The sequence below is a fragment of the Pseudomonas sp. YuFO8 genome, from assembly GCF_035065025.1.
Classification (GTDB): domain Bacteria; phylum Pseudomonadota; class Gammaproteobacteria; order Pseudomonadales; family Pseudomonadaceae; genus Aquipseudomonas; species Aquipseudomonas putida_AE.
This window is the reverse complement of record NZ_JAXDEQ010000007.1, coordinates 80,415-104,834: the sequence shown is the minus strand read 5'-3', so window position 1 is coordinate 104,834 and position 24,420 is coordinate 80,415. Positions and strand designations below refer to the sequence as shown.

The 24,420-nt window shown below is 60.8% G+C and carries 22 protein-coding genes, 1 tRNA gene and 1 pseudogene; 11 read left to right on the top strand and 13 right to left on the bottom strand.

Going from position 1 to position 24,420, the window contains the following annotated elements:
- The first annotated feature begins 29 nt into the window (after positions 1-29).
- The gene (locus SOP95_RS08930; protein WP_323606859.1) at positions 30-1,022 is read left to right on the top strand and encodes a diaminopimelate epimerase; all 993 of its coding nucleotides are present in this window, start codon (positions 30-32) and stop codon (positions 1,020-1,022) included.
- A gap of 109 nt (positions 1,023-1,131) precedes the next feature.
- Here the strand turns inward: SOP95_RS08930 and codA are convergent, their stop codons facing one another.
- From codA to SOP95_RS08905, 5 genes are all read right to left on the bottom strand, one after another.
- Positions 1,132-2,379 carry a cytosine deaminase gene (gene codA, locus SOP95_RS08925; protein ID WP_323606858.1) on the bottom strand — a complete coding sequence of 416 codons (1,248 nt, stop codon included), beginning with the start codon at positions 2,377-2,379 and terminating at the stop codon, positions 1,132-1,134.
- 522 nt (positions 2,380-2,901) lie between these two features.
- Positions 2,902-3,732, bottom strand: coding sequence for an alpha/beta fold hydrolase (locus SOP95_RS08920; protein WP_274075457.1), 831 nt, complete (start codon positions 3,730-3,732; stop codon positions 2,902-2,904).
- 84 nt (positions 3,733-3,816) lie between these two features.
- Positions 3,817-4,173: a 6-carboxytetrahydropterin synthase QueD gene (queD, locus tag SOP95_RS08915; RefSeq protein WP_008056290.1), complete on the bottom strand. Its 357-nt coding sequence runs from the start codon at positions 4,171-4,173 to the stop codon at positions 3,817-3,819.
- Between the two features lie 75 nt (positions 4,174-4,248).
- Positions 4,249-5,328 (bottom strand): patatin-like phospholipase family protein, encoded by a 1,080-nt coding sequence (locus SOP95_RS08910; RefSeq protein ID WP_323606857.1) that lies wholly within the window; start codon positions 5,326-5,328, stop codon positions 4,249-4,251.
- A gap of 103 nt (positions 5,329-5,431) precedes the next feature.
- Positions 5,432-6,130, bottom strand: a complete 699-nt coding sequence (locus tag SOP95_RS08905) for a murein L,D-transpeptidase catalytic domain family protein (RefSeq protein ID WP_274075455.1) — start codon at positions 6,128-6,130, stop codon at positions 5,432-5,434.
- 82 nt (positions 6,131-6,212) lie between these two features.
- Between SOP95_RS08905 and SOP95_RS08900 the strand changes: the two genes are divergently transcribed.
- The 3 genes from SOP95_RS08900 (at position 6,213) to SOP95_RS08890 (ending at position 9,643) form a co-directional block, all read left to right on the top strand.
- Entirely contained in the window at positions 6,213-7,967 is a 1,755-nt protein-coding gene (locus SOP95_RS08900; RefSeq protein ID WP_323606856.1) for a L,D-transpeptidase family protein, read from the top strand.
- A 105-nt stretch (positions 7,968-8,072) separates the two neighbouring features.
- Positions 8,073-8,861, top strand: coding sequence for a lipopolysaccharide biosynthesis protein (locus tag SOP95_RS08895; protein WP_274075453.1), 789 nt, complete (start codon positions 8,073-8,075; stop codon positions 8,859-8,861).
- A 122-nt stretch (positions 8,862-8,983) separates the two neighbouring features.
- On the top strand, positions 8,984-9,643 hold the full coding sequence (locus SOP95_RS08890) for a ribonuclease T2 (RefSeq protein ID WP_323606855.1): 660 nt from the start codon (positions 8,984-8,986) through the stop codon (positions 9,641-9,643).
- On the opposite strand, the gene SOP95_RS08885 is transcribed toward SOP95_RS08890, so the two are convergent.
- Positions 9,644-10,111 carry a hypothetical protein gene (locus SOP95_RS08885; protein WP_323606854.1) on the bottom strand — a complete coding sequence of 156 codons (468 nt, stop codon included), beginning with the start codon at positions 10,109-10,111 and terminating at the stop codon, positions 9,644-9,646.
- A 212-nt stretch (positions 10,112-10,323) separates the two neighbouring features.
- Between SOP95_RS08885 and SOP95_RS08880 the strand changes: the two genes are divergently transcribed.
- Both SOP95_RS08880 and SOP95_RS08875 read left to right on the top strand, forming a co-directional pair.
- Positions 10,324-11,895 carry a sensor domain-containing diguanylate cyclase gene (locus SOP95_RS08880; RefSeq protein ID WP_323606853.1) on the top strand — a complete coding sequence of 524 codons (1,572 nt, stop codon included), beginning with the start codon at positions 10,324-10,326 and terminating at the stop codon, positions 11,893-11,895.
- A 116-nt stretch (positions 11,896-12,011) separates the two neighbouring features.
- Positions 12,012-13,418: a DUF1254 domain-containing protein gene (locus SOP95_RS08875; RefSeq protein ID WP_323606852.1), complete on the top strand. Its 1,407-nt coding sequence runs from the start codon at positions 12,012-12,014 to the stop codon at positions 13,416-13,418.
- Positions 13,419-13,472: 54 nt separating this feature from the next.
- Here the strand turns inward: SOP95_RS08875 and SOP95_RS08870 are convergent, their stop codons facing one another.
- Positions 13,473-13,772, bottom strand: a complete 300-nt coding sequence (locus SOP95_RS08870) for a hypothetical protein (protein WP_323606851.1) — start codon at positions 13,770-13,772, stop codon at positions 13,473-13,475.
- Between the two features lie 157 nt (positions 13,773-13,929).
- Between SOP95_RS08870 and SOP95_RS08865 the strand changes: the two genes are divergently transcribed.
- A complete protein-coding gene (locus SOP95_RS08865) occupies positions 13,930-14,724 on the top strand; it encodes an exodeoxyribonuclease III (protein WP_274075447.1) in 795 nt (264 codons plus the stop codon).
- A 111-nt stretch (positions 14,725-14,835) separates the two neighbouring features.
- Positions 14,836-15,663 (top strand): arylamine N-acetyltransferase family protein, encoded by an 828-nt coding sequence (locus SOP95_RS08860; protein WP_323606850.1) that lies wholly within the window; start codon positions 14,836-14,838, stop codon positions 15,661-15,663.
- 59 nt (positions 15,664-15,722) lie between these two features.
- On the opposite strand, the gene SOP95_RS08855 is transcribed toward SOP95_RS08860, so the two are convergent.
- Together SOP95_RS08855 and SOP95_RS08850 are read right to left on the bottom strand one after the other, a co-directional pair.
- Complete coding sequence (locus SOP95_RS08855; protein ID WP_274075445.1) at positions 15,723-16,046, bottom strand: BrnA antitoxin family protein; 324 nt, start codon at positions 16,044-16,046, stop codon at positions 15,723-15,725.
- A 3-nt stretch (positions 16,047-16,049) separates the two neighbouring features.
- Positions 16,050-16,331, bottom strand: a complete 282-nt coding sequence (locus SOP95_RS08850) for a BrnT family toxin (RefSeq protein WP_274075444.1) — start codon at positions 16,329-16,331, stop codon at positions 16,050-16,052.
- Positions 16,332-16,586: 255 nt separating this feature from the next.
- Here SOP95_RS08850 and SOP95_RS08845 point away from each other — a divergent pair, with 255 nt between their 5' ends.
- On the top strand, positions 16,587-18,104 hold the full coding sequence (locus SOP95_RS08845; RefSeq protein ID WP_274075443.1) for a nucleobase:cation symporter-2 family protein: 1,518 nt from the start codon (positions 16,587-16,589) through the stop codon (positions 18,102-18,104).
- A gap of 138 nt (positions 18,105-18,242) precedes the next feature.
- Here the strand turns inward: SOP95_RS08845 and SOP95_RS08840 are convergent.
- Positions 18,243-18,318, bottom strand: a tRNA-Asn gene (locus SOP95_RS08840).
- A 230-nt stretch (positions 18,319-18,548) separates the two neighbouring features.
- Between SOP95_RS08840 and SOP95_RS08835 the strand changes: the two genes are divergently transcribed.
- Entirely contained in the window at positions 18,549-18,779 is a 231-nt protein-coding gene (locus SOP95_RS08835; RefSeq protein ID WP_274075442.1) for a hypothetical protein, read from the top strand.
- On the opposite strand, the gene SOP95_RS08830 is transcribed toward SOP95_RS08835, so the two are convergent.
- Together SOP95_RS08830 and SOP95_RS08825 are read right to left on the bottom strand one after the other, a co-directional pair.
- The gene (locus SOP95_RS08830) at positions 18,776-18,979 is read right to left on the bottom strand and encodes a hypothetical protein (RefSeq protein ID WP_111282164.1); all 204 of its coding nucleotides are present in this window, start codon (positions 18,977-18,979) and stop codon (positions 18,776-18,778) included. The genes SOP95_RS08835 and SOP95_RS08830 overlap by 4 nt on opposite strands.
- A gap of 246 nt (positions 18,980-19,225) precedes the next feature.
- Complete coding sequence (locus SOP95_RS08825) at positions 19,226-20,422, bottom strand: amino acid aminotransferase (RefSeq protein ID WP_274075441.1); 1,197 nt, start codon at positions 20,420-20,422, stop codon at positions 19,226-19,228.
- Between the two features lie 336 nt (positions 20,423-20,758).
- On the opposite strand from SOP95_RS08825, the pseudogene uvrB reads away from it, so the two are divergent.
- Positions 20,759-22,773, top strand: a pseudogene (uvrB, locus tag SOP95_RS08820) (excinuclease ABC subunit UvrB).
- 108 nt (positions 22,774-22,881) lie between these two features.
- Here the strand turns inward: uvrB and SOP95_RS08815 are convergent.
- Entirely contained in the window at positions 22,882-24,372 is a 1,491-nt protein-coding gene (locus SOP95_RS08815) for an MDR family MFS transporter (protein ID WP_274075522.1), read from the bottom strand.
- Positions 24,373-24,420: the final 48 nt, after the last annotated feature.

The window sequence follows — 24,420 nt, the reverse complement described above, 5'->3', positions numbered from 1 at the left end:
AAGCCAAATATCCATCAGGGAGGGGCGCCATGGCGCGGATGTACGATGCACGGGGCAATATCTACGGGGTGGTGGCGCCAGAGACGCTGCGCCGGCAGGGCATCGATGTGCCCGGTCAGGCCGACCACGCCGCACAGACCCGTGAGGCCTGGACGCTGGCGGCCATCAATGCGTGCTGTGCCTGGGCACCCGGCACGCAACCGCCGGGCAGCAAGGATCATCGCAGCGACGGCTTGCTGGTCGGCCCCTTTCAGTCAGCGCCGCCCTTTGATCTGTTGATCGTCAATACCGACGGCACCCTGGCCGAGCGCAGCGGTAACGGGCTGACGATTTTTTCCCAGGCGTTGAGCGACCAGGGGCTTTTTCCCGGCGACGAAGCCTGCGTGCTCAGGGTGCATCACGACAAATCCGACACGCCTTCACCGGGGCAGACCGCAGTGAAAGCTGCGCAAGTCGAGGGCGTGCAGGGTTTCTGGCTCGACCTGGGCCAGCCTGGATTCGGGCCGTCGGCGGTCAGTGCCGTTGGTGTTGAAGCTGCCCAATTGAACGGGTGTGAGCTCAGTCACGTGCGGCAATTGTCGGCGCTTAATGGCGCCTGGTCGCGCAGTCAGTTCGTACGGGTCGGCAATCCCCATTGCGTGACGCTGGTGGACAGCGCCGAGGCCTTGCCGAGCAATGAGCAGATGCGCGAGCCGGCGATGGGCGAAGGGCTGACGCGTATCGCGTTCGCCATGCCCACCGGGGCCGGGCAGCCTTGTGCGGCGGGGATCAATTTGCAATGGGCGATGCATGAATCCGGGCAGTGCGTGGTTGCGCGAGTGTTCGAGCGGGGCGAAGGGCCGACGGCGTCCTCGGGGACGAGTGCGACGGCGGTGGCGTGTGCGGCGTGGCGGGTCGGTTGGGTCCGCGCTGGCGAGGTGAAGGTGACGATGCCTGGTGGCACGGCGCCGATTTTGCTGGAAGAAGAGCTGGGAGAGCTGAGTCGGGTCAGCCTGTTTGGTACGGCTCGATTGATCGGTTGAATTTGAAGTCGCCTTCGCGAGCAAGCCCGCTCCCACAGTGGGTCAGTGTTCGCAATCCACTGTAGGAGCGGGCTTGCCCGCGAAGGGGCCAGCCCAGTCACCGCAACCTTCAGATCTGCTCGCCGGAGAACTCCACCACCGGCATCGTCCGCTTCATCAACACCTTGCCGCCACGCACCGAATACAGCGGCAAGCCCTGGCTGCGAATGACCTCGTAATCGTTCTCCGCGGACAGGATCAGCAAGTTCGCCGGCCGTCCGGGTTCAAGCCCGTAGCGCTCATCCAATGCCATCGCCCTGGCGCTGTGGACGGTGACCAGGTCCAGGGCGTTTTGCAGGTTGCGATAACCGAGCATGTGACAGATGTGCAGGCCGGCTTCGAGCACCCGCAGGATGTTGCCATTGCCCAGGGGGTACCAGGGGTCGACGATCGAATCCTGGCCGAAACACACGTTCATGCCGGCTTCCAGCAGCTCGTTGACCCGGGTCACGCCCCGGCGTTTCGGGAAATTGTCGAAACGCCCTTGCAGGTGGATGCTTTCGGTGGGGCAGGAGACGAAGCTGATCCCCGCGTGCCCGAGCAGGCGAAACAGCTTGGCGCAGTAGGCGTTGTCATACGAGCCCATCGCCGTGGTATGGCTGGCGGTGACCCGCGAGCCCATGTCGCGGCTGCGGGCTTCTTCGGCCAGCACTTCGAGGAAGCGTGACTGCGGGTCATCGGTTTCATCGCAATGCACGTCCACCAGGCAACCGGTGCGCTCGGCCAGGTCCATGAGGAATTTTATCGAGCTGACGCCCTGGTCGCGGGTGTACTCGAAATGCGGAATGCCGCCCACCACATCGGCACCCATGCGGATGGCTTCTTCCATCAGCTCGCGGCCATTGCGGTACGACTCGATGCCCTCCTGGGGGAATGCGACGATCTGCATGTCGACCAGATGCCGGCTTTCTTCGCGCACCTCGAGCATGGCCTTGAGCGCGGTGAGCTGCGGGTCGGTGACATCGACGTGGGTGCGCACATGCTGGATGCCGTGGGCGGCAAGGGCCTGGAGGGTTTTCCTGGCGCGCACCTTGGTGTCTTCCTCGGTGATGGTGACCTTGCGCTCGCCCCAGCATTCGATGCCTTCGAACAGCGTGCCGCTCATGTTCCAGCGCGGTTCGCCAGCGGTGAGGGTGGCGTCGAGGTGGATGTGCGGTTCGACGAAGGGCGGCACCACCAGGTTGCCACCGGCGTCCAGATCGTCGGGACCCAGGGTCGGCGCTTCGGTCTGCCGGGCGATGTTGCTGATCAGGCCGTTTTCCAGGTGCAGTTCATGCAGGCCTTCCTGGTTGCGCAGCCGGGCGTTGATGATGTGCATCGGGCAGATCCTTTCAGAGAACCGTTTGGACGATATCTCTACGTTAGCTCGGCAGCGGCAAATGCCGCCAGCGGTCTTTTTTAGCGCCGCCATATGTTTTGTTGACCGCGTACATATCCATTCCTGCGGTAACGGCCACTTATGGTTTCGCTCTTACAGCGAGTCACTTGGAAAAACGGAACGCCGCCCGGCCCCAAGTAACCAAGGGCTCTTGCCCCTGGCGTTCGGTGCCTCGCTGTGGCTCGGCATGCCCTCGCTCCGGTCCTGCTCCGTGGGCCCGCCGCGATGGGCCATCCATGGCCCAGCGCGGCTAAACCGGCATCCATGCCGGTTTGCCCACTGCGCAGAACCTCCAATCGGCCTCTCGATGGGGCAAGAAAATCAAAAGCAAAAGCAGAGCAAAAGCCAAAGCGAGGCGAGCTAACGCTCGACCTCGTTGTCAGGTGGTGCGCGTTCCCCTGTAGGAGCTGGCTTGCCAGCGATGGCGGCCTCAAGACCAACCCAATGTTCAAGGCGGCCGCGTCAAACCGTCATGTTCAACGGCAAAAAACGCATCAATGCAGCGACAACGGCTTCCGGTGCATCTTCCTGAACCAGATGCCCGGCTTTAGCCACCGCATGAAACTGCGCCCCCGGAATCATGGCCTGCAGGGCCCGCCCGCGATCGATGGGAATCCACTGGTCGTCCTCGCCCCAGAGAATCTGCACCGGGCAGCGAATCGTCGGGTACAGCCCCTCGGCCTCGCGGGTGTAGCGCTCGTCCATCTGCGCGATCTGGCGATAGAACGCCGCCTGCCCCGGATCGCCCAGCCACGGTTGCACATAGGGTGCGAGTTCGTCATCCGGGATGTCGCGCTTGATCGCCCCGCGGATATAAGCCGGGACTATGGCCCGCTGAATGTAGTCCGGCACACCGCTGAACGCAGCTTGGTGCTGACGCACATGTTGCACGAACGGCGAACCCCAGGGCGTCAGTGCCACCGGGTCGATCAGCGTGAGGCTGCGGTAATCCTTGCCGTTGAGCAAATGGCAGCGCAGGGCGGTTGCCCCGCCAAAGTCGTGGGCCACTACGTCCGGGTGATCCAGGCCCCAGTGTTCCAGCAACTGCGCCATTAACTGGTTTTGCACACCCAGGGAGACGTCGCCATCGACCTTTTCCGATTGCCCGTAGCCCAGCAAGTCGAAGTAGTGCACCCGATGCGTGGTGATGAAGTGCGGCGCAATCCGGTGCCAGACATGGGAAGAGAAGGGCGTGCCATGCACGAACACCAGCGGCGGGCCATCGCCGCGCACGGCATAGCGAACGGAATGCCCATTGAAGCGATAGCTTTGAGCCAGCGGCCAGTCAGTCATGTGCGTGTCCTCTTGGCGGATGCGAGCCAAAAAGCATAGGCATAAAAAAACCACCGGTCTCGGTGGTTTTTTTGATCGATTGGCTCACTCGCCGCGATAGATGCACCCGCTGGTGCAGGTCTCGTGAATCCGGATGGCGCTCAATTCCGGCAGCAGCGGCTTGAGCTCAGCCCAGATGAATTTGGCCAGCACTTCACTGGTCGGATTCTCCAGGCCAGGAATATCGTTCAGGTAGTTGTGGTCCAGACGCTCATACAGCGGCTTGAAGATCGCCTTGATTTCCGAAAAGTCACGAATCCAGCCGGTGTGCGGATCGAGGTCGCCACTGAGGTGAATCGCCACTTTGAACGAGTGACCGTGCAGGCGGCCGCACTTGTGGCCGTCCGGGACGTGGGGCAGGCGGTGGGCGGATTCGAAGGTAAATTCTTTGAAGATTTCCACAGTGGTTTCAGCTCTGTTCAGGTGGCGATCGCCGCGGCGATGTGGGCAGGTGGCGAGTTTAACAGCTTGTCCTGACTAAAGGGTCAGCAAGCGTTCGGCGAGACGACCGTTGGCCGCCAGTTCGAGAAACTCGTCGCCCAGGCGGCGGCTTTCATCCATGGTCGTGCGCCAGTATTTCTGACGGCTCGGGGCGTCGCCCATGAAACGCTTGAAGTCATTGCGGTCTGGCAATTTGCCATAGGGCAGGCGCGCCAGGTACTCCTTCGAAGGCGCAAGCAGCAGCACATCCTGCAAGCGCTTGGGGCAGGCGCGACGCCATGGCAGGGTCTTGTCGAACCAGCCGGGAATCACCCGGTCGGTGAAGTGCGGATAAAGCACGATGTCGTTGCCGCTGTAGGGCAAGTCCAGGTGATAGTCCAGCAGACCGCCATCGCGGAATGTACCCGTACCTGCGCCAGGAAGATGACGCACGCCTTCCATCACCATCGGGATAGAACCCGAGGCGAGCAGGGCTTGGCGCAGATTGGCGCTGTCCAGGGCGACGAAGCGCGACGGAAAGTCGTTCAGCGCGTTGACCGGCGGTGCCAGGCGCGGATCGTGGATGATCAGCCGCTCGAAGTGCCGGGACAGCCGCGCACGTCCGCGCAGGTTGTCGGCGATCACTGACGACAGGCCCAGGCCCAGTCGGCCCCGGTGGTCGTCCGCGAGCAGTCCGTGGCTTTTGACCACCATGATATTCAAGCGGTAATGGGGGTTGTCGAGCACAGCCGCGTCACGCCCGTCGAGCAGATCATCGAGCATGCGCCGGGAGCTTTCGCTGATCTGCGCCATGGTCACGCCTTTGGCAAAGTTCTGCTCGGTATACAGCTGGCCGAGGCGCCGCAGGCCTTCGGCGGCATCCGGCAGGCAGGCACTGGCGAAACGCCAGGAGCCCACCGATGCACCGATCAACGAGCGCTCGCGCGGCACCGCCGGCAACCATTCGCCAAACAAGGCCAGGTCCAGTCCCTGAATGCCCAAGGCCTTGGGACCGCCGGCGGCACCGGGCAGCGTGCCGACATCGGCGGCGCTCAAGCCGTTCTGGCGAATGCGTGCCAGTGCCCGGGCGCCGGCCTTGAGCGTCAGGGAGGGGAACTTGATATGGATAGCGGTCATACCGGTCTCGAATGCGGGCGAACCGGCGGATTATAAGCGTGCTTACACGCAATTTCCCTGACGTGGTTCCCGTCTTTGGCCGATGACCGCTTGCGTGGGCCGTTTACTGGCGTGAAGTGACTTTGTCCGACGAGGCTACAGTACCGCCGCCGCAATTGATGTAAGAAGACGATTTCAGCCAACGCTGGTCCGGATAGTAGGAAAACAGCAGCTGTCCATCCTTCATCGAGTCAATCAGGCGATGAGCGATGGCGGGCCTGACCGCCGGGCAACCCAGGCTCCTGCCGATCCGGCCGTTGGCGCGAGCCAGCACCGGGCTGACATAGGGCGCGCCGTGAATGACGATGGCCCGGTCAAAGGCGTTATCGTTGAAGCCAGGCTCCAGGCCTTCCATGCGCAAGGAATAGCCGTTCTTGCCGACGTAACTCTGTTGGGTGCGGTACAGGCCAAGGCTGGTGGCGAAGCTTTCATTCTGGTTGGAAAACTGGGTGGTCATGTTTTCGCCGCTGTTGCGGCCATGGGCGACAAGTTCGTGGAACAGCAGCTTGCGTTTTTTCAGATCGAACACCCACAGGCGTTGTTCGGTCGAAGGTAGGGAATAATCGATCACTGCTAGTCTCTGTGCCGGAACAGAGCCTTGGGCGCGGGTACACTGTGTGGCGCGCACCGCCAGGGCAATGACCTTGGCATTGGCGTTTGGAGCCGCTTTGGCCAGCGCGACTTCGAGCGAATCGGCGTAGGCTGACGGGAGGATAGCCGACGTCAGCAACAGGGCTGTCAGGCCAAAGCGATGTAGCGCCATAAAAATGTCTCTTCAGGAATATTTCGAGTCTAGCAGTGAGTTGGACGCTAGCCCTTTGATTACAGGCGATTAAGGATTATCCATGGGTCAATTAACAAGGTCATTCGTCATAAGCCGTGTATTTTTTATGGTCTTTCTGATCAGCGGCGTTGCGATGGGTGAAACTTCGCCGATCGTGCAGGTATCTCCGGCGCTAGTGAGTGTGCTCGGTGCCGCGCCCGATGACGTCGTTGGTCAGGCCATCCAGTCGGAGCTCGAACCGCTGCAATCTTCATTCCCGCCTCTGTTGACCTCGCGCAAACATCAACGGGTGGATGTCGCCCGGGTAGTCCTGGATTTCTATTCGCATCGCAATTTCCGCGCCGCCTGGACCAACGGGCGAGATGTCAGCCAGTTGCTCCAAGGACTTGATGGTACCCAGGCCGATGGCCTGATCCCCGAGGATTACCGGGCTGGCGAACTGGCCCAGGCGCAACTGGCGCTGCAGGCCACGGCGCCGACGCCGGCGCAATGGGCGGCTTTCGACATCGCGGCAACTCGTACGTACATCACGGCGCTGCTGCAGTTGCGCCGTGGCAAGGTAGATCCGGCCCGGTTGGATTTTCACTGGAACTTCGAGCCCGAGGGCATTGACCCGCGCGAGGATATGAACAGCTTCTTTACTGCCCTGGATGATCACGACGTCGCTCGTGCGTTCGTTCTGGCGCCACCTCAGGAGGCGGTTTATCGCAGCCTGCGCGAGAGCCTTGCGCAGTTGCGCCAGATTCGTGACGCCGGTGGCTGGCCAAAAGTCGCCGAAGGGCAGTCGCTCAAGCCCGGCATGGACAATGCCGCGGTCCGGCAATTGCGCGCACGCCTGGTGGCAGCCGGTTATCTGGACCCGCACAAATCGAAGCGTACCGATTACGACGACAGTGTCATCGCCGCGGTGAAGAAGTATCAGCTCGAACAGTACCTCGGCGCCGATGGCGTGGCGGGGGCGACGACGCTGGCGGCACTGAATGTGCCGGTCGAGGCGCGAATCGATCAGGTTCGGGTGAACATGGAACGGGCGCGCTGGTTGCTCTATAAGCTGCAAGGCACTTTTGTCATCGTCGATATCGCCGGCTACAAGGTCGCCTTGTACCGCGACGGCCAGCCGGTCTGGCGTTCCCGGGTGCAGGTCGGCAAACCGTTTCGCAGCACGCCGGTGTTCCAGTCGGAAATCACCTACGTCACGTTCAACCCCACCTGGACCGTTCCGCCGACGATTCTGGTCAAGGATATGCTGCCCAAGATCCAGCAGAATCCGGGCTACCTCGCGGCCAACCGGATTCGCGCCCTGGACCGCGAAGGCAACACGCTCGATCCGTCGACCGTCGACTGGTCCAACGCGCGCGGCATCACGCTGCGCCAGGACGCCGGTCCGGAAAACTCACTGGGGCAGGTGGTCATCCGCTTCCCCAACGACTATGCGATCTACCTCCACGACACCCCCCATCGCGAGCTGTTTGCCAAATCCATGCGGGCCACCAGCTCCGGCTGCATCCGGGTGGAGAATCCGTTGCAGTTGGTCGAACTGCTGTTCAACGACCCTGTGCGCTGGAATTCGGCGGGTATTCAAAAGCAACTGGCCAACGGTAGAACCGAAAACATCAAGCTTCCCGTCAAGGTGCCCGTGCTGCTGGCCTATTGGACGGTGGACCTGAATACCGACGGACGGGTGACGTTCAAACCCGACGTTTACGGTTACGATTCCCCGGTGCTGCGACTCTTGAACCAGCCGTCGAAGTTGCCCGCTCTGGAGTTGCAACGTGCAGAACCGCCAATGGTGGTCACAGGCCAGGACAAATCGTAACCCCAGGCGTCTTTTCGAGATGCCGAGCCGAAGGTTTACCCGCTGAAAACTATCGACATGGAAGTGGGTCACAGTTGATCAATAACAGGGATAGAGACATTGACGATGGATGTTGCCGATAAAAAAATGACACACATCACAGATTCGTTTCGGGTGCATGATCTGGATGAGTGCCGCAACACTCAAACGGGTCCCGTGTTCATCGTGGCGTCGGGTGCGTCGGCAAAAGATTTCCCGTTACACAAGTATGCCGGCGTTCCAATGATTACCATGAACGGTGCCATTTCGAAATTCACCGGGACGGGGATCAAGCCGTACTTCTATGTCTGTACGGATCAGGGTTTTTCCGAGCAGCAACCGGAACTGTTTACCGAAGCCATGCGCCTCAGCGAGCGGGTTGCGCTGTGGGAAAAACATATCTGGCACACCTCGGTAAAGCCTCAGGGCAAGCTGTACTTGCTGAGCCGGGCACCCAGGCTTTCGTGGAGCGAGTTTTTCAGGACAGACAAGGATTTGGTCAGGGTCCGCAGGCTAGGCAGTGGCCGCAACAAAACCCTGGGTTTCAGCAAGAATCTCAAACGTGGTTTTTTTGACGCCCGTACCGTCGCCTACCTGGCTTTGCAGCTGGCCTACCACCTGGGATTTACCCGGGTATTCCTGGTGGGCGTCGACCTGGACCCGACGGCGGGGCGCTTCTATGAGAGGTCGGGCAGTTTCGCTTCTCCCTGTGTGCTCGATGAGCATTTTCATACGCGAATCCTGCCGTCGTTCAAGATCCTGTCGCAGCAGGTGGTGAACAAGGATTTTCAGGTTTACAACCTGTCCGACATCTCGAAAATTCCACCGCGGGTGATCCCCCGGATGACGCTGCAAGAGCTCGACAGGTTGCTCTGACGGATCACGCGACATTAATTATTTCGACTCACTCTCGTGGTGCGAAAGCGCTGGTGGCTATGCCAAAGTAGCGGCTTTTGATCGACCCATCGTCGGTCAAGCCACCCTGCGGGAGCGTGCCGATGAACAGACTTTACGCCGTGGTCGCGCTGATCCTGTTGACGTTCGCCAGCGTCGGCACGAGCAGCGCCCGGGACTCGCGAAATGGCGGGCCGGCATCCGTGGCAGGGGTGTTTGATTACTACCTGTTGGCGCTGTCCTGGTCACCCACTTACTGCCTGACCCATGCTGACGACGCGCAATGTTCCGGCAAAGGCTATGGCTTTGTGCTTCACGGCCTCTGGCCGCAATACACCGGGGGCGGTTGGCCGAAGTCCTGCGCGCCGAGGGAGAAGCTCTCGGCAGAGGAGCGGGCCAAGGGCTTGATGTTGTACCCGTCGAGGAAACTACTCGAGCACGAATGGGCCAAGCACGGCACGTGCAGCGGCCTCGGCGCCGACGGGTACCTGGAGGCCTCCGACAAGGCCCTGGGCGCGGTCAGCATTCCCGAGCAACTGCAACCCTTGAGCACCACGCATTATTTTACTGCGGCGGACATAACGCGGATGTTCCGCCAGAGCAATCCGCAGATTCCGGCGGATGGCATTGTGGTGATCTGCAACGGGCCGCAGTTGTCGGAGGTTCGGGTCTGCATGGACAAGGACCTGGCGTTTGCCTCTTGCGGCAAAGGCGTGAAGACCCAATGCCGCGCCGGGGATATCCGGGTTCCACCTTTGCGCTGATCAGAGCGCCAGTCCTGCCTGTACCACCGACAGCAGATTGTTTTCTGTCAGCGCCACCGCATCCGGTCGCGTGGCAGCCTGCTCGATCCCTTGCAGCCACCAATGTGTTGCACCGTGTTCGTCCACGGTGCGCAACAGGGCAAGTTCGTTGCCCTGGCAGTGAATTTCGACTCGCCCTTCGCCATCCGCCGTAAAGCGCGCAACAGGGTCGAACGTGATGCTCAGGCGATTGGCGCTGATCACCAGTTGGTCGATGGCATAGTCGAACGTGTCACCCAGCGGGTGACTCTCGAAGACGTGAGTGGGGTTGCGCCGCAGGACCAGACCGGCCTCGGTCAAAGGCTGCAGCCAGGCCTCGATCTGGTGATACAGCTCGTAGACCTGGCCCGGCCAGCTGTCGATCGCCTGATCAATACCGGTAGATCGGGTCTGTTTCAATTTTATCGCGAGCTCGTCTGCCTTGCTCATGTTCAATTCCCTGACGTGGTGTAAGACACATCCTAGCTGGTTGAGGGCGATCAGGTTGTTGTCCTGCGTCAGGCCCTCTGACGGTTTCCAGGTGGGCGGGGCAACCATTTGGCGTCTGGTGCCCTTTTCCCGTTTGGAACACCGTAGACTTGGCGCCCGAAACCAGGGGCATGGGGTGTCGCTCATGCCTTGCCCTTTCAGGGAGCGCATTTTTGCCAACACGCCTTGATGACCTGTACCACGCCCCCGGCGTCGCCCTGAAGCGCATCCCGCTGCGCAAGGCGGCAGTGTGGTTTATCGGCACGGTGTGCCTGTGCCTGTGCGCCTTGCTTTATCTGCAACTGGAACAATCCCGGCGCCACGACCTGAGCCAGGCCCAGGTCGCTTCGTCGAACCTGACGCGGGCCATGGCACAGCAGGCCGAAGACACCTTTATGCAAGCCGACCTGGTGCTGACCAGCCTGGTGGACTGGATCCAGGCCGACGGGTTCGGCGCGGCCCAGCGTCCGCGCTTGCAGAAGACCTTCACCCGACGGGTGCAGGCGCTCAGCCAATTGCACGGCATCCTGCTGTTCGACCAAAAGGGCCAGTGGGTCGTCACCTCATTTGCGGCACTGCCCCGCGGGGGCGGCGTGGCAGATCGCGAGTACTTCAAGTTTCACCAACAGAACGTCTCGACCGTGGCGCACATCGGCCCGGCCATCCGCAGTCGGGAAAATGGCGAATGGATCATTCCGATCTCCCGGCGGGTCAACGACCGCAATGGCCAGTTCCAGGGGGTGCTGTTGGCCGGGATCAAGATGTCGTACTTCGAGCAGTTCTTCAAAAGCTTCAGTATCGACGACAACGGCGCGATGTTTCTGGCGCTGACCGATGGCACGCTGCTGGCCCGTCGACCCTATGTGCAGGCGCAGATCGGTACCTCATTGGCCAAGGGGGAAATCTTTCAGAACCTGTTGCCCCAGGCGACTTCCGGCAACGCGATGTTCGCTTCCCAAGTGGATGGCATTGTCCGCCTGTATGGCTATCGGCAGCTGGAGGCATACCCCCTCGTGGTCTCGGCGGCCTCGTCCCGGGACTCGATCCTGGCGGACTGGTACGACACGGCGTTTCGTTCCAGTGCGATCGTCGTGCTGGTGATGCTGGGCGTTGGCCTGATCGGTTGGGTGTTCATTCGCCAGGTGCGTGTCGGTGAACAGGTCGAGGCGGATCTGCGCATGGCTCAGCAGGCGCTGGAGCTGATTGCCACCCACGACAGTCTGACCGGCCTGGCCAATCGGAGGCTGTTCGAGCGAGCCCTGGATATCGAATTCGGCCGCGGCGCCCGGCAAAACAGCCCGTTGAGCCTGATCATGCTCGATATCGATTTCTTCAAGCGCTACAACGACACCTACGGTCATGTGGTGGGCGATCACTGCCTGGCCGAAGTGGCCCGGGCCGTGAAAAGCTGCTGCCATCGCAAGGCCGACCTGGCGGTGCGTTACGGTGGAGAAGAGTTTGCGGTGTTGCTGCCTGACACCGATCTCCATGGTGCCATGACCCTCGCCGAACAGATTCGCCGCAGCGTCATGGGCAAGAACATCGTCCATACGGGCTCGCCTACCGGATACGTGACCGTAAGCCTCGGTTGTTATTCGTTCGTGCCGACGGGGCGTGACAGCATGGAGGTGTTCATCCAGCGCGCGGATGCTGCCCTGTATCAGGCCAAACATTCGGGTAGAAACCGTTCGGCGGTGTTGTCGATGGAGGGCGGGGTCGAGGCGCTGATGCGATCGGATCGTTGAGGCGAGGTTCGATTGCCCGATTGTCCGCCTGTCAGAACTTGGGCAATTGATCGTCTAGAGTTGCGGTAGCTCTGCCGCTCCCGGCAGATCTCCCCATCGCACGGACGATCGCCACCATGTCGATAACCCAAGCATTGACCGCCATTGCCCTTACCCTTGTGTCCAGCGCTGTCTTGCCGCTGGTCAGTCATGCGCAAGCGAAAATGACCGCAGAAGAAGCCCACCCCATCGGCGTGGATGCCTACGTTTATTTTTATCCGCTGTTGACCATGGACATCACCCGCAAGCAATTCACCAACATCGAACCGGGAAAGGAGTTCGGCAAGGGCCCGATGAACATGTTCGTGAGTGTGCCCGAGTACCCGCCGGCGAATTTCAAAGGGGTGGTGCGCTCGAACTTCGACACCTTGTATTCCATTGCATGGCTCGACCTGACCAAGGAGCCGCTGGTCATCGCCGCCCCGGACACCGCCGGACGTTTTTACTTGCTGCCGATGCTCGACATGTGGAGTGACGTATTCGCATCGCCCGGATGGCGCACCACGGGTACCAACGCCGCGCAATTCCTGGTAACGCCACCGGGCTGGACCGGCACTGTGCCTGCTGGACTCAACCACCTGCCGGCGCCGACGCCCTTTGTCTGGGTCATCGGGCGAACCAAGACCGATGGCGCGGCGGACTACGCGGCGGTGCACAAGATCCAGGCCGGCTACACCGTGACGCCGTTGTCGCGGCTGGGCAAGGGCGCAGAGCCGGTCAGTGTCAAGATCGACCCGGCCGTGGACATGACGACCCCACCGAAAATCCAGGTCGACACCCTGTCGGCGGCCGACTACTTCGCCTATGCCGCCGAGCTGCTCAAGGTGCATCCCGCCCACAGCACCGATCAGCCGCTACTGGCGCAGCTCAAGCGTATCGGCATCGAGCCGGGCAAGTCGTTCGACATGAATGCACTGGACCCGGAAATAAAAGCCGCCCTGGAGACTGCACCCAAGGACGCACAAGCGCTGATGGCGTGGAAGGTGCCGACCCTGGCGCGAGTAGTCAACGGGTGGTCGATGAACACCGACACCATGGGCGTCTACGGCAACTACTACCTCAAGCGCGCGATCGTGGCGCAGATGGGGCTCGGCGCCAACTTGCCCGAAGACGCGATTTATCCGTTGAATATGGGCGATGAAAACGGCAAGACCCTCGATGGAGCGCACAAGTACGTACTGCATTTCCCCAAGGACGAGACGCCTCCGGTGAACGCCTTCTGGTCGATCACGCTGTACGACCCCGAAGGTTTCCAGGTGGGCAACGGGCTCAACCGCTTCGCGGTCAGCAGCTGGATGCCGTTCAAGAGCAACGCCGACGGTTCGCTGGATATCTATTTCCAGAACGAAAGCCCCGGCAAGGAGCTGGAAGCCAATTGGCTGCCGGCGCCCAAGGGGCCGTTCAACCTGACCATGCGCTTGTACGGTCCGAAGGCCGAGGCGTTGAATGGCAAGTGGAATCCTCCGGCGGTCAAGCAGATGTAGGCGCATCCTATAAAGGCAGCCGACGCTGAATCACCATCGGCTGCCTTTACGCGTTCAGCTACCCGTCCCGCCGCCAGCCCCGCCAGTCCCGCCGCCGGCCCCGGTACCCCCTCCGGCACCCGAACTGCTGCTGCCACCCGCACTCCCACTCGAAGAGCCGGTTGCGCCACCGTCACCGGCGTTGCCGCCCGAGGGCGAGCTTGGCGTGTTGTCGGGCGGCATGACCGGGCCGCTGGTAGCACCGGATTTGGTGCCCGTCGCGTCAGCGCCATCGCCGGATTCTGCGAAAGTGGCCAAGGGCGCCGCGCAGAGCAATCCAGCGAGAAACAGCGAAGTGATTTTGGTGTTCATCATGGTCCGTCTCCAAAAGATGAGTCGTTACCTGAAGTTGGTGTGAAGGGCAGGGTGGTTGGTGCCGGCTGGATGACGAGTGGCACAGGCCGTGACCGACCGAACACCTTGCAGGCGGCGCGGTCACACCCAAAAGGCCCAGCCAAACGGGACGGTGGTCATGAAAAAGTTGCGAATCGCGACGTTCAACGTCAACGGCATGCGCGCCCGCCTGCCGAATCTGTTGGCCTGGCTGGAGCGTGAGCAGCCGGACATCGCCTGTCTGCAGGAGCTCAAGTCGGTCGACAGCGCATTTCCCGCCGCGCAGCTTGAGGCCATCGGCTACGGGGCGATCTGGCAGGGGCAAGCGTCGTGGAACGGGGTGGCGATACTGGCCCGGGATGCGCAGCCGCTGGAAAGCCGCCGAGGTCTGCCGGGCGATGACGACGATAATCACAGTCGGTATCTGGAAGCGGCCGTCCACGGGGTGCTGGTGGGTTGCCTGTATTTGCCCAATGGCAATCCGCAACCCGGGCCGAAGTTCGATTACAAGCTGGCCTGGTTCGAGCGCCTGATACGCTACGCGCAATCGCTGCAGGGCAGCGAGCATCCGGTGGTGCTGGCGGGTGACTACAATGTGGTGCCCACCGATCTCGACATCTATAACCCGCGTTCCTGGCTCAAGGATGCCTTGCTGCAACCCGAGAGCCGTGAGTGTTATCAGCGTCTGCTGGACCAGGGCTGGACCGATGCCGTACGTCATCTGTATCCGCAGGAGAGGGTCTACACCTTCTGGGACTATTTTCGCCAGCACTGGCAAAAGAACTCCGGCTTGCGCATCGATCACCTGTTGCTCAACCCGGCCTTGAGTCCTTACCTCGAAGAAGCCGGGGTCGATGCCTGGGTGCGCAACGAGCCCCATGCCAGCGACCATGCGCCCACCTGGATTCAATTGGGCTCGCGCAAGCGCCGGTGAATTGTCTTGCCGGCCGATTGGCTAAATCAATTGTCGGCCGTGGCCCTTCATCCTTTATACATAGCCCCCCTGGCGGAGCGATCCGCAGCTTGCGTGCATAAGGATCAAGCGATGAGCGAGCCACGTCTGACTAACCTTGCGTCATACCTGCAACGTCTGGGCTTCGATGCTCCCCCGGCACCGACCCTTGACACCCTGCGCCTGCTTCAATTGCGCCACACCGGCGCCTTTGTGTTTGAAAACCTCACTACGCTGGCGGGCGAGCCGGTGCGCATCGATCTGACGTCGATCGAGCAAAAGGTCCTGCAGGATGGACGTGGCGGTTACTGCTACGAGCTCAACTGTCTGTTTCTGGCTTTGCTGCAGGCGCTTGGCTACGAAGCGCGGGGCATCAGCGGGCGTGTGGTGATGGGCCAGCCAGAAGGCGCCTGGACCGCTCGAACGCACCGCTTGAGCCTGGTGACGCTCGATGGCGTGCGCTACATCACTGACGTCGGCTTCGGCGGCATGGTGCCCACCGCACCGCTGTTGCTCGACAGCCGTGATGAACAGTCGACGCCTCACGAGCCGTATCGGATCGAGCAGCATGCCGACGGCTACACCCTTCGCGCGAAGGTCGGGGAGGAGTGGCGCGCGATGTACATCTTCGACCTGCAACGCCAGGAGGACATCGATTACGCCGTCGGCAACTGGTATGTCTCGACCCACCCCGAATCGTCCTTCGCCAGGCAACTGATGGTGGCGCGGACGGGGGAGGGCTGGCGTCGTACCCTCAATAACGGCAGCTTTGCGATCCATCGCATGGGGCATGACAGCGAACGCCGGGAAGTGGCCGATGTGCAGGAGTTGATGGGTGTACTGGAAAGCGAGTTCGGGATTCGGGTGCCAAACAATGCGACATTGATGCGCACACTTGAGAGATTGATAGTGCCGCAATAGGCGGTTCATCGTGCACACAAAAAAGGGGCAGATTGGATCAGCCTGCCCCTTTTTCGTGCCTACGGACGGGCTTCGGGCTCCATCAGCCGCTGAATTTCGCTAAGGGCTTGCGCGAGCTTTTTTTCCAGGCTTTTCAGATCAGAGCCGGTGATCCCCTTTTTCAGGTGTTTAACAGTTCCGGTCCCTGCCTTGTCGTGTTCGGTCAGCAACGCCCGGCGCAGCGTGTTGTTGATCGCGGTCTGGTAGCCATAACCCTCGCTTTCCGCGAGCGCTCGCGCTGCCTCGATGACGACGTCGTCGAGCATGATGGTGATGCGGGTCTTGCCTTTGCCGGGGGCAACCGCCCCGCGGCTGGCATGGCTGAAGTCGTACTCGTCTTTCATGGGTCAAGCCTCCAGATACTGGCGGCGCTCGTTTTTGCTGGCGAGGCGCGCGGAAATGATTCGAACGAAATTCGGTTCACGGTAGGTGTACGCAACGACCAGCAAACGCCCCTTGCCATCCAGCCCCATGATGATCCAGCGCGGTTCATCATGGTGATCGTCCTGCAAGGTCAGGGCACGTTCGTCGTAGAACACGGGCTCTGTCTCTGCGAGGCTGATGCCCAGATGCTTGAGTTTGTTGGCCGCGTTCTTCGCCTTGTGATACTGAATTTCGAATGGCTTCATTATGCATACTTTATATGTATTTGGAAGGCGGCGATTACTACCGATGGTCGCCATGAATTCAAAAGACTAGTGGGCGCAGGACAATGGGCCGGACGGATGTATTTCAAGGTTTTTTACGAGAAGGAGCGTGGTGGCACACAGTCTGCATGAACGACCGTTCATAATTTGACTGGCAAGTTGTATACAACTCTATGGACATTTGTCCTGAGTATTGAATACAGTGTGCGCATAACAAAAACCAGGGAACCCCCTAACATGAAAACGCCCCATGTTTCACACCAACGGCCTGAAGATGAAAATCTCGGGATCGGCGCGAATATGGCTTACGGCCTGCAACATGTTCTGACCATGTACGGTGGCATCGTCGCGGTGCCTTTGATCATTGGTCAGGCGGCCGGCCTCTCGCCGGCGGACATTGGATTGTTGATTGCTGCTTCATTGTTTGCGGGGGGGCTGGCCACGTTGCTGCAAACCCTGGGTCTACCGTTTTTCGGTTGTCAGTTGCCGCTGGTGCAGGGCGTGTCGTTTTCCGGCGTCGCGACCATGGTGGCGATCGTCAGCAGTGGAGGCGAGGGTGGATTTCAGTCGATCCTGGGGGCGGTGATAGCCGCGTCCCTGATCGGGTTGCTGATCACACCGGTGTTCTCGCGAATTACCAAGTTCTTCCCGCCGCTGGTCACGGGTATCGTGATCACCACCATCGGCCTGACGCTTATGCCGGTGGCGGCACGCTGGGCCATGGGTGGCAACAGTCATGCCCCTGACTTTGGCAGCATGGCCAACATCGGCCTGGCAGCGATGACGCTGGTGTTGGTGCTGTTGCTGAGCAAGATCGGCAGCGCCACCATCTCCCGGTTGTCGATCCTGTTGGCGATGGTCATCGGTACGGTCGTCGCGGTGTTCCTCGGCATGGCGGATTTCTCCTCCGTCGGCCAGGGCCCGATGTTCGGTTTCCCTACACCTTTCCACTTCGGCATGCCGACCTTCCACTTCGCGGCGATCCTGTCGATGTGCATCGTGGTCATGGTGACGCTGGTGGAGACGTCGGCTGATATCCTGGCCGTGGGTGAAATCATCGACACCAAGGTCGATTCCAAGCGCCTGGGCAATGGTCTGCGCGCGGACATGCTGTCGAGCATGATCGCACCGATCTTCGGCTCCTTCACCCAAAGCGCCTTCGCCCAGAACGTCGGGCTGGTGGCGGTGACCGGGATCAAGAGCCGCTATGTGGTGGCCACCGGCGGCCTGTTCCTGGTGATCCTCGGCCTGCTGCCGTTCATGGGGCGCGTCATCGCCGCCGTGCCGACTTCGGTCCTCGGCGGGGCCGGTATCGTGCTGTTCGGCACCGTCGCGGCCAGCGGCATTCGTACGCTGTCCAAGGTCGACTACCGCAACAACGTCAACCTGATCATTGTCGCGACCTCCATCGGTTTCGGCATGATCCCGATTGCCGCGCCGAACTTCTACGATCACTTCCCAAGCTGGTTCGCGACGATCTTCCATTCGGGCATCAGCTCTTCGGCAATCATGGCCATCGTGCTCAACCTGACCTTCAACCACCTCACCGCCGGTAACTCCGACCAGCAGTCGGTGTTTGCGGCGGGTACCGAGCGGGTACTGCGCTACCAGGACCTGGCGGCATTGCGCGAAGGGGATTACTTCAGCGACGGCAAGTTGCATGACTGTGATGGCAAGGAAATCCCGGTGGTTGAAGTGGATCACGGGCATGGCGAGCCACGGGCGGTGCATGCCAAAAGCAGTGAGCATGTCTGACGGTTTAAACGCTTAAGATCAAAGGATCGCAGCCTGCGGCAGCTCCTACATGCCGCAGGCTGCGATCTTTTAACTTTTACATCGGCCACAAAAAAGCCCCTGGATCTTTCGATTCAGGGGCTTTTCGATTTTGCTGTCTGGCTCCACGACCTGGACTCGAACCAGGGACCCAGTGATTAACAGTCACTTGCTCTACCAACTGAGCTATCGCGGAATGGCGCCTATGTTACTGATTCAAAAAGAGAAGTCAAGCATTTGATAGCAGCGGGAGGGTTTTCTCGGGACGGACGGTGGTTTATCGGTGATTGGCGGTTACCGGAATTGCCTGTGGGGGCTAACATGGCGGCCCGGAAGTGGTTACACGCGCTGCCGGCCATTCGCCGATAAGGTAAGCGCCATGACTTGCTTGACCGCCACACAACCTCGAAGCAACGGGGTGTTCCCATGAGCATCGCGCAAATCAGCCTGCCCAAGGGGGTCGGCCCGCACGCCGAAAAACTGTTCGATGCCATCACCCAGGCCAGCAACGCCGATGAGCTGAACCGTGCAGGGGGGAAGGCCGAGGGGTTTGTCCTGGGCCTGGAAAGCACCAAGGCGATCAAGAGCCAGGTTGCTGAATCGCTGTATGTCGCCTATGACGACGCTGCCAGCCAGCGCGCGAGCGAACTGGCCTAGCCGCCGAAGGTAATGGTGCCCAGCATCAGTTTGGCGTAGAGCGCGGTGGCGCCCAGCTGCACCAGCCACAGGGCCAGGCCGCCGAGAAACACGCCGGCAGCGACTTGCATCACCAGGTTGTTGCCGCGTTGTTTGGCCGGGGTGCGGGGGATGAAGTCATCCAGGTCATCGCGGTCGGCGCGTAGGTCATCGTTTTTCATGTGGGTTCTCGAAAAATCCGGGTGGAACACAACCTGTAGGAGCCGGCTTGCCGGCGAAGAGGCCATCACGGGCAATATTAATGTCGGCTGGTAAATCGATTCGCTGCGATGCGGCGACCCGACAAGCCAGCTCCTACAGGATAGATGTGTGCAGTCTAGGGGGGCTGGTTGGAGGTTTGAGAATTATCTGCGACAAATAAAAAACGGGAAGCCCAAAGGCTTCCCGTTTTTCGTATCACGCGAAAGTCAGATCACCTGAACAATCGCATCCGTCACAACCTTGATGTTGCTCTGGTTCAACGCAGCCACGCAGATACGGCCGGTGTCCAGGGCGTAGATGCCGAATTCGTTGCGCAGGCGATGCACTTGTTCAACCGACAGACCGGAGTAGGAGAACATGCCGCGCTGACGACCGACGAAGCTGAAATCGCGCTGCGGCGCGTTTTTCGCCAGGGTGTCGACCATCTGCGTGCGCATGCCACGAATGCGCAGGCGCATTTCGGCCAGCTCGGCTTCCCACTGGGCGCGCAGTTCCGGGCTGTTGAGCACGGCAGCGACGATGCTTGCGCCGTGGGTCGGCGGGTTGGAGTAGTTGGTGCGGATCACACGTTTGACTTGCGACAGGACGCGTGCGCTTTCTTCTTTCGATTCGCTGACGATCGACAGGGCACCAACGCGCTCGCCGTACAACGAGAACGATTTGGAGAACGAGCTGGAGACGAAGAAGGTCAGGCCCGATTCGGCGAACAGGCGCACGGCAGCGGCGTCTTCGTCGATGCCATCGCCGAAACCCTGGTACGCCATGTCGAGGAACGGCACGTGACCTTTGGCTTTCACCACTTCCAGGACGTTGTTCCAGTCCGCGGGGCTCAGGTCCACGCCGGTCGGGTTGTGGCAGCAGGCGTGCAGGACAATGATCGAGCCGGACGGCAGGGCGTTCAGGTCTTCCAGCAGGCCGGCGCGGTTAACGTCGTGGGTCGCGGCATCGTAGTAGCGATAGTTCTGCACCGGGAAACCGGCGGTTTCGAACAGCGCGCGGTGGTTTTCCCAGCTCGGGTCGCTGATCGCCACGACGGCGTTTGGCAGCAGTTGCTTGAGGAAGTCGGCACCGATTTTCAGGGCGCCGGTACCGCCAACGGCCTGGGTGGTGATGACGCGGCCAGCGGCGATCAGCGGCGAATCATTGCCGAACAGCAGTTTTTGCACCGCCTGGTCGTAGGCGGCGATGCCGTCGATTGGCAGGTAGCCACGGGAAGCGTGTTGAGCGACGCGAATGGTTTCGGCTTCGACAACGGCGCGCAGGAGTGGAATTTTCCCCTCCTCGTTGCAATAAACACCGACGCCCAGGTTGACCTTGTTGGTACGGGTATCGGCGTTGAATGCTTCGTTGAGGCCCAGGATTGGATCGCGTGGTGCCATTTCGACAGCGGAGAACAGGCTCATTTTTGCGGCGGCTCTGAATGGAGAGTGGAGGGACGTGTCGCGCTCCAGCCGAATGCACTAGAGCGGTGCACAAACGGGGAGCTAGTATAGAGGCCATCCGCGAGTGATGGCGACAGACGAATCGGCTTTTAAGGTAAGTTTTTCCGATTATTTTTCGACCGTTAGTCGATTGGCGTCGTCTAAGTCTTTACCCGTTGTAGGACGTTTGCCTTGAAAGCGCTGGCAATCGACTCCACATTGAGCGCAATCCAGTTTTTTCCTCGGGCGACATCGGTCGTTTGTGGTCTTTCTCGTTCGTGTCGGTTTCACCGGCAAGAGTGATCCCAGAGGTTCTACATGTCTGAATTCCAGCTAGTCACCCGTTTCGAGCCCGCCGGCGATCAACCGGAAGCCATCCGCCTGATGGTCGAGGGCATCGAAGCCGGGCTGGCGCACCAGACGTTGCTCGGTGTGACCGGTTCGGGCAAGACCTTCAGTATCGCCAACGTGATCGCCCAGGTGCAGCGCCCGACCCTGGTGCTGGCGCCGAACAAGACCCTGGCCGCGCAGTTGTACGGTGAGTTCAAGGCGTTCTTCCCGAACAACGCCGTCGAGTACTTCGTTTCCTACTACGACTACTACCAGCCCGAAGCCTACGTGCCGTCCTCGGACACCTTCATCGAGAAAGACGCCTCGATCAACGATCACATCGAGCAGATGCGGTTGTCCGCGACCAAGGCATTGCTGGAGCGCAAGGACGCGATCATCGTTACCACGGTGTCGTGCATCTACGGCCTGGGCAGCCCGGAAACCTACTTGAAGATGGTTCTGCACGTGGATCGCGGCGACAAGCTCGACCAGCGTGAACTGCTGCGGCGCCTGGCCGACCTGCAATACACCCGCAATGACATGGAGTTCGCCCGTGCGACCTTCCGTGTGCGCGGCGACGTGATCGATATCCACCCGGCGGAATCGGATTTCGAAGCGATCCGCATCGAACTCTTCGACGATGAAGTGGAAAGCCTGTCGGCCTTCGATCCGCTGACCGGAGAAGTCATCCGCAAGCTGCCGCGTTTCACCTTCTACCCGAAAAGCCACTACGTGACGCCCCGGGAAACCCTGATGGGCGCCGTCGAAGGCATCAAGGTCGAGTTGCAGGAGCGCCTGGAATACCTGCGTTCCAACAACAAGCTGGTGGAAGCCCAGCGCCTGGAGCAGCGCACCCGGTTTGACCTGGAGATGATTCTCGAGCTGGGTTATTGCAACGGCATCGAGAACTACTCGCGTTACCTGTCCGGTCGCGAAGCCGGGGCGCCGCCGCCGACCCTTTACGATTACCTGCCGGCCGATGCCTTGCTGGTGATCGACGAATCCCACGTCAGCGTGCCGCAAGTTGGCGCGATGTACAAAGGTGACCGGTCACGCAAGGAGACGCTGGTGGAATATGGCTTCCGCCTGCCGTCGGCGCTGGACAACCGGCCGATGCGTTTCGACGAGTGGGAAAGTATCAGCCCGCAGACGATTTTCGTCTCGGCAACGCCGGGCAACTATGAAGCCGAACACGCCGGGCGCGTCATTGACATGGTGGTGCGCCCCACTGGCCTGGTGGACCCACAAATCGAGATCCGCCCGGCACTGACCCAGGTCGACGACTTGCTGTCGGAAATCACCAAGCGCGTCGCCCTGGAAGAGCGGGTGCTGGTGACGACGCTGACCAAGCGCATGGCCGAAGATTTGACCGATTACCTGGCCGATCACGGCGTGCGCGTGCGCTACCTGCACTCGGACATCGACACCGTGGAACGTGTGGAAATCATCCGCGATTTGCGCCTGGGCACCTTCGATGTGCTAGTGGGGATCAACCTGCTGCGCGAGGGCCTGGACATGCCGGAGGTGTCGCTGGTGGCGATCCTCGATGCCGACAAGGAAGGTTTCCTGCGTTCCGAGCGCTCGCTGATCCAGACCATCGGTCGGCGGCACGTAACCTCAATGGCCGGGCGATCCTGTATGCCGACCGGATCACCGGCTCCATGGAGCGGGCGATTGGCGAAACCGAGCGTCGCCGCGACAAGCAGATCGCCTTCAACCTGGCCAACGGCATCACGCCCAAGGGCGTGTTCAAGGACGTGGCCGACATCATGGAAGGCGCCACCGTGCCGGGCTCGCGCAGCAAGAAGCGCAAGGGCATGGCCAAGGCCGCCGAAGAAAACGCCAAGTACGAAGCCGAATTGCGCTCGCCGGGCGAGATTGCCAAGCGCATCAAGGCGCTGGAAGAGAAGATGTACCAGCTGGCGCGGGACCTGGAGTTCGAAGCGGCGGCGCAGATGCGTGATGAGATTGCCAAGTTGCGCGAGCGGTTGATCACAGTCTGAAAAAGCACGGACACCGTTGACCTGTAGGAGCTGGCTTGCCAGCGAAGGCGGCATCAGGGCCACCATCGATTCGCTGGCAAGCCAGCTCCTACAGAGGTTGCGGTGGCCTCAATGGGCTTCGCCGGCCTTCAACCCCTCCGGCAACTTCCTGGTCAACAACACCGCCAGCATGCTGATCCCCAGCGCTATCCCGACAAAATGAAAGGCATCGTTATAGGCCATGATCGACGCCTGCTGGTGGGCGATCTCACTGAGCTTGCCCAAAGCTGCGGCTTCACTGCCAAACCGATCCGTCAGTGACGCCATCCGCTCCGCCACCTGCGGGTTGGTCGGCACGATCGCTTCGCGCAAATAATCGTAGTAAGTCTTGGTTCGCGCATCCAGCAGCGTGGCGAGCAGGGCGATGCCGATGGCGCCGCCGAGGTTGCGCAGGATGTTGAACAGGCTCGATGCCGACCCCGCATCCTGGGGCAGGATGTACGCCGTGGCGATCAGGGAAATGGTGACCATGATCAGCGGCTGGCCCAAGGCACGAATGATCTGGATCTGATTGAACTGCGGCCCGGCGAAGTCCGGATTCAGTACGCCCGAAGAAAAACTCGCCAACCCGAAGAGTCCGAAGCCCACCGTGCACAGCCATTTCGGCGAGACATACTTCATCAGCTTGGGCACCAGCGGAATCAGGAACAGCTGCGGCACGCCCATCCACATGATCACTTCGCCGATCTGTAGGGCGTTGTAGTTCTGGATCTGCGCCAGATACAGCGGCAACAGGTAGATCGAGCCGTACAGGCCAACCCCCATCCCGATGCTGGAAATGCTCGACAGGCCGAAGTTGCGATTGCCCAGGATGCCGAGGTTGATCAGCGGATTGGGTTTGGAAAACTGCACGATCACGAAGGTGATCAGGCTGATCAGGGCGATGCTGCCCAAGCTCACGATCAGGTCCGACTCCAGCCAGTCCTTGCGATGGCCTTCTTCGAGAAACACCTGCAAGCAGCCCAGGCCGACGCCCAGGGTAACGATGCCGGCGTAGTCGGTGCTTTTAAGCAGTTCCCAGTGCGCTTCCTTCTTCTCCAGGCCGTACAGCAGGCCGGCGATCATGATCAGGCCGGGCGGAATGTTGATGTAGAAGATGTATTCCCAGCCCCAGTTTTCGGTCAGCCAGCCGCCCAGCGTCGGGCCGATGGAGGGCGCGAAAGTGGCGGTCATGGCAAACATGGCCATGCCTTTGGCACGGTGATGTTCAGGGAGTTTGATCAGCGTCATGGTGAACGCCAGCGGAATCAGGGCGCCGCCGGTAAAACCCTGGAGGGCGCGGAAGACAATCATGCTTTCCAGGCTCCAGGCCATGGAGCACAGCAAGGAGGCGACGAGGAAGCCGAGGGACACCCACACCGCCAGGCGCCGCGCCGACAATAGCTGCACGAGCCAGGCGGTGAGGGGAATCATGATGATTTCCGCCACCAGGTACGAGGTGGAAATCCACGAGCCTTCTTCCAGGGTTGCCGACAGCGCGCCCTGGATGTCCTTGAGCGAGGAGTTGGTGATCTGGATATCGAGCACCGCCATGAAGGCGCCGAGCATCACGCTCATCACCGCGATCCAGTCCCGCCGGGTCGGCTCGCCGACCGGGCGGATCAGTTG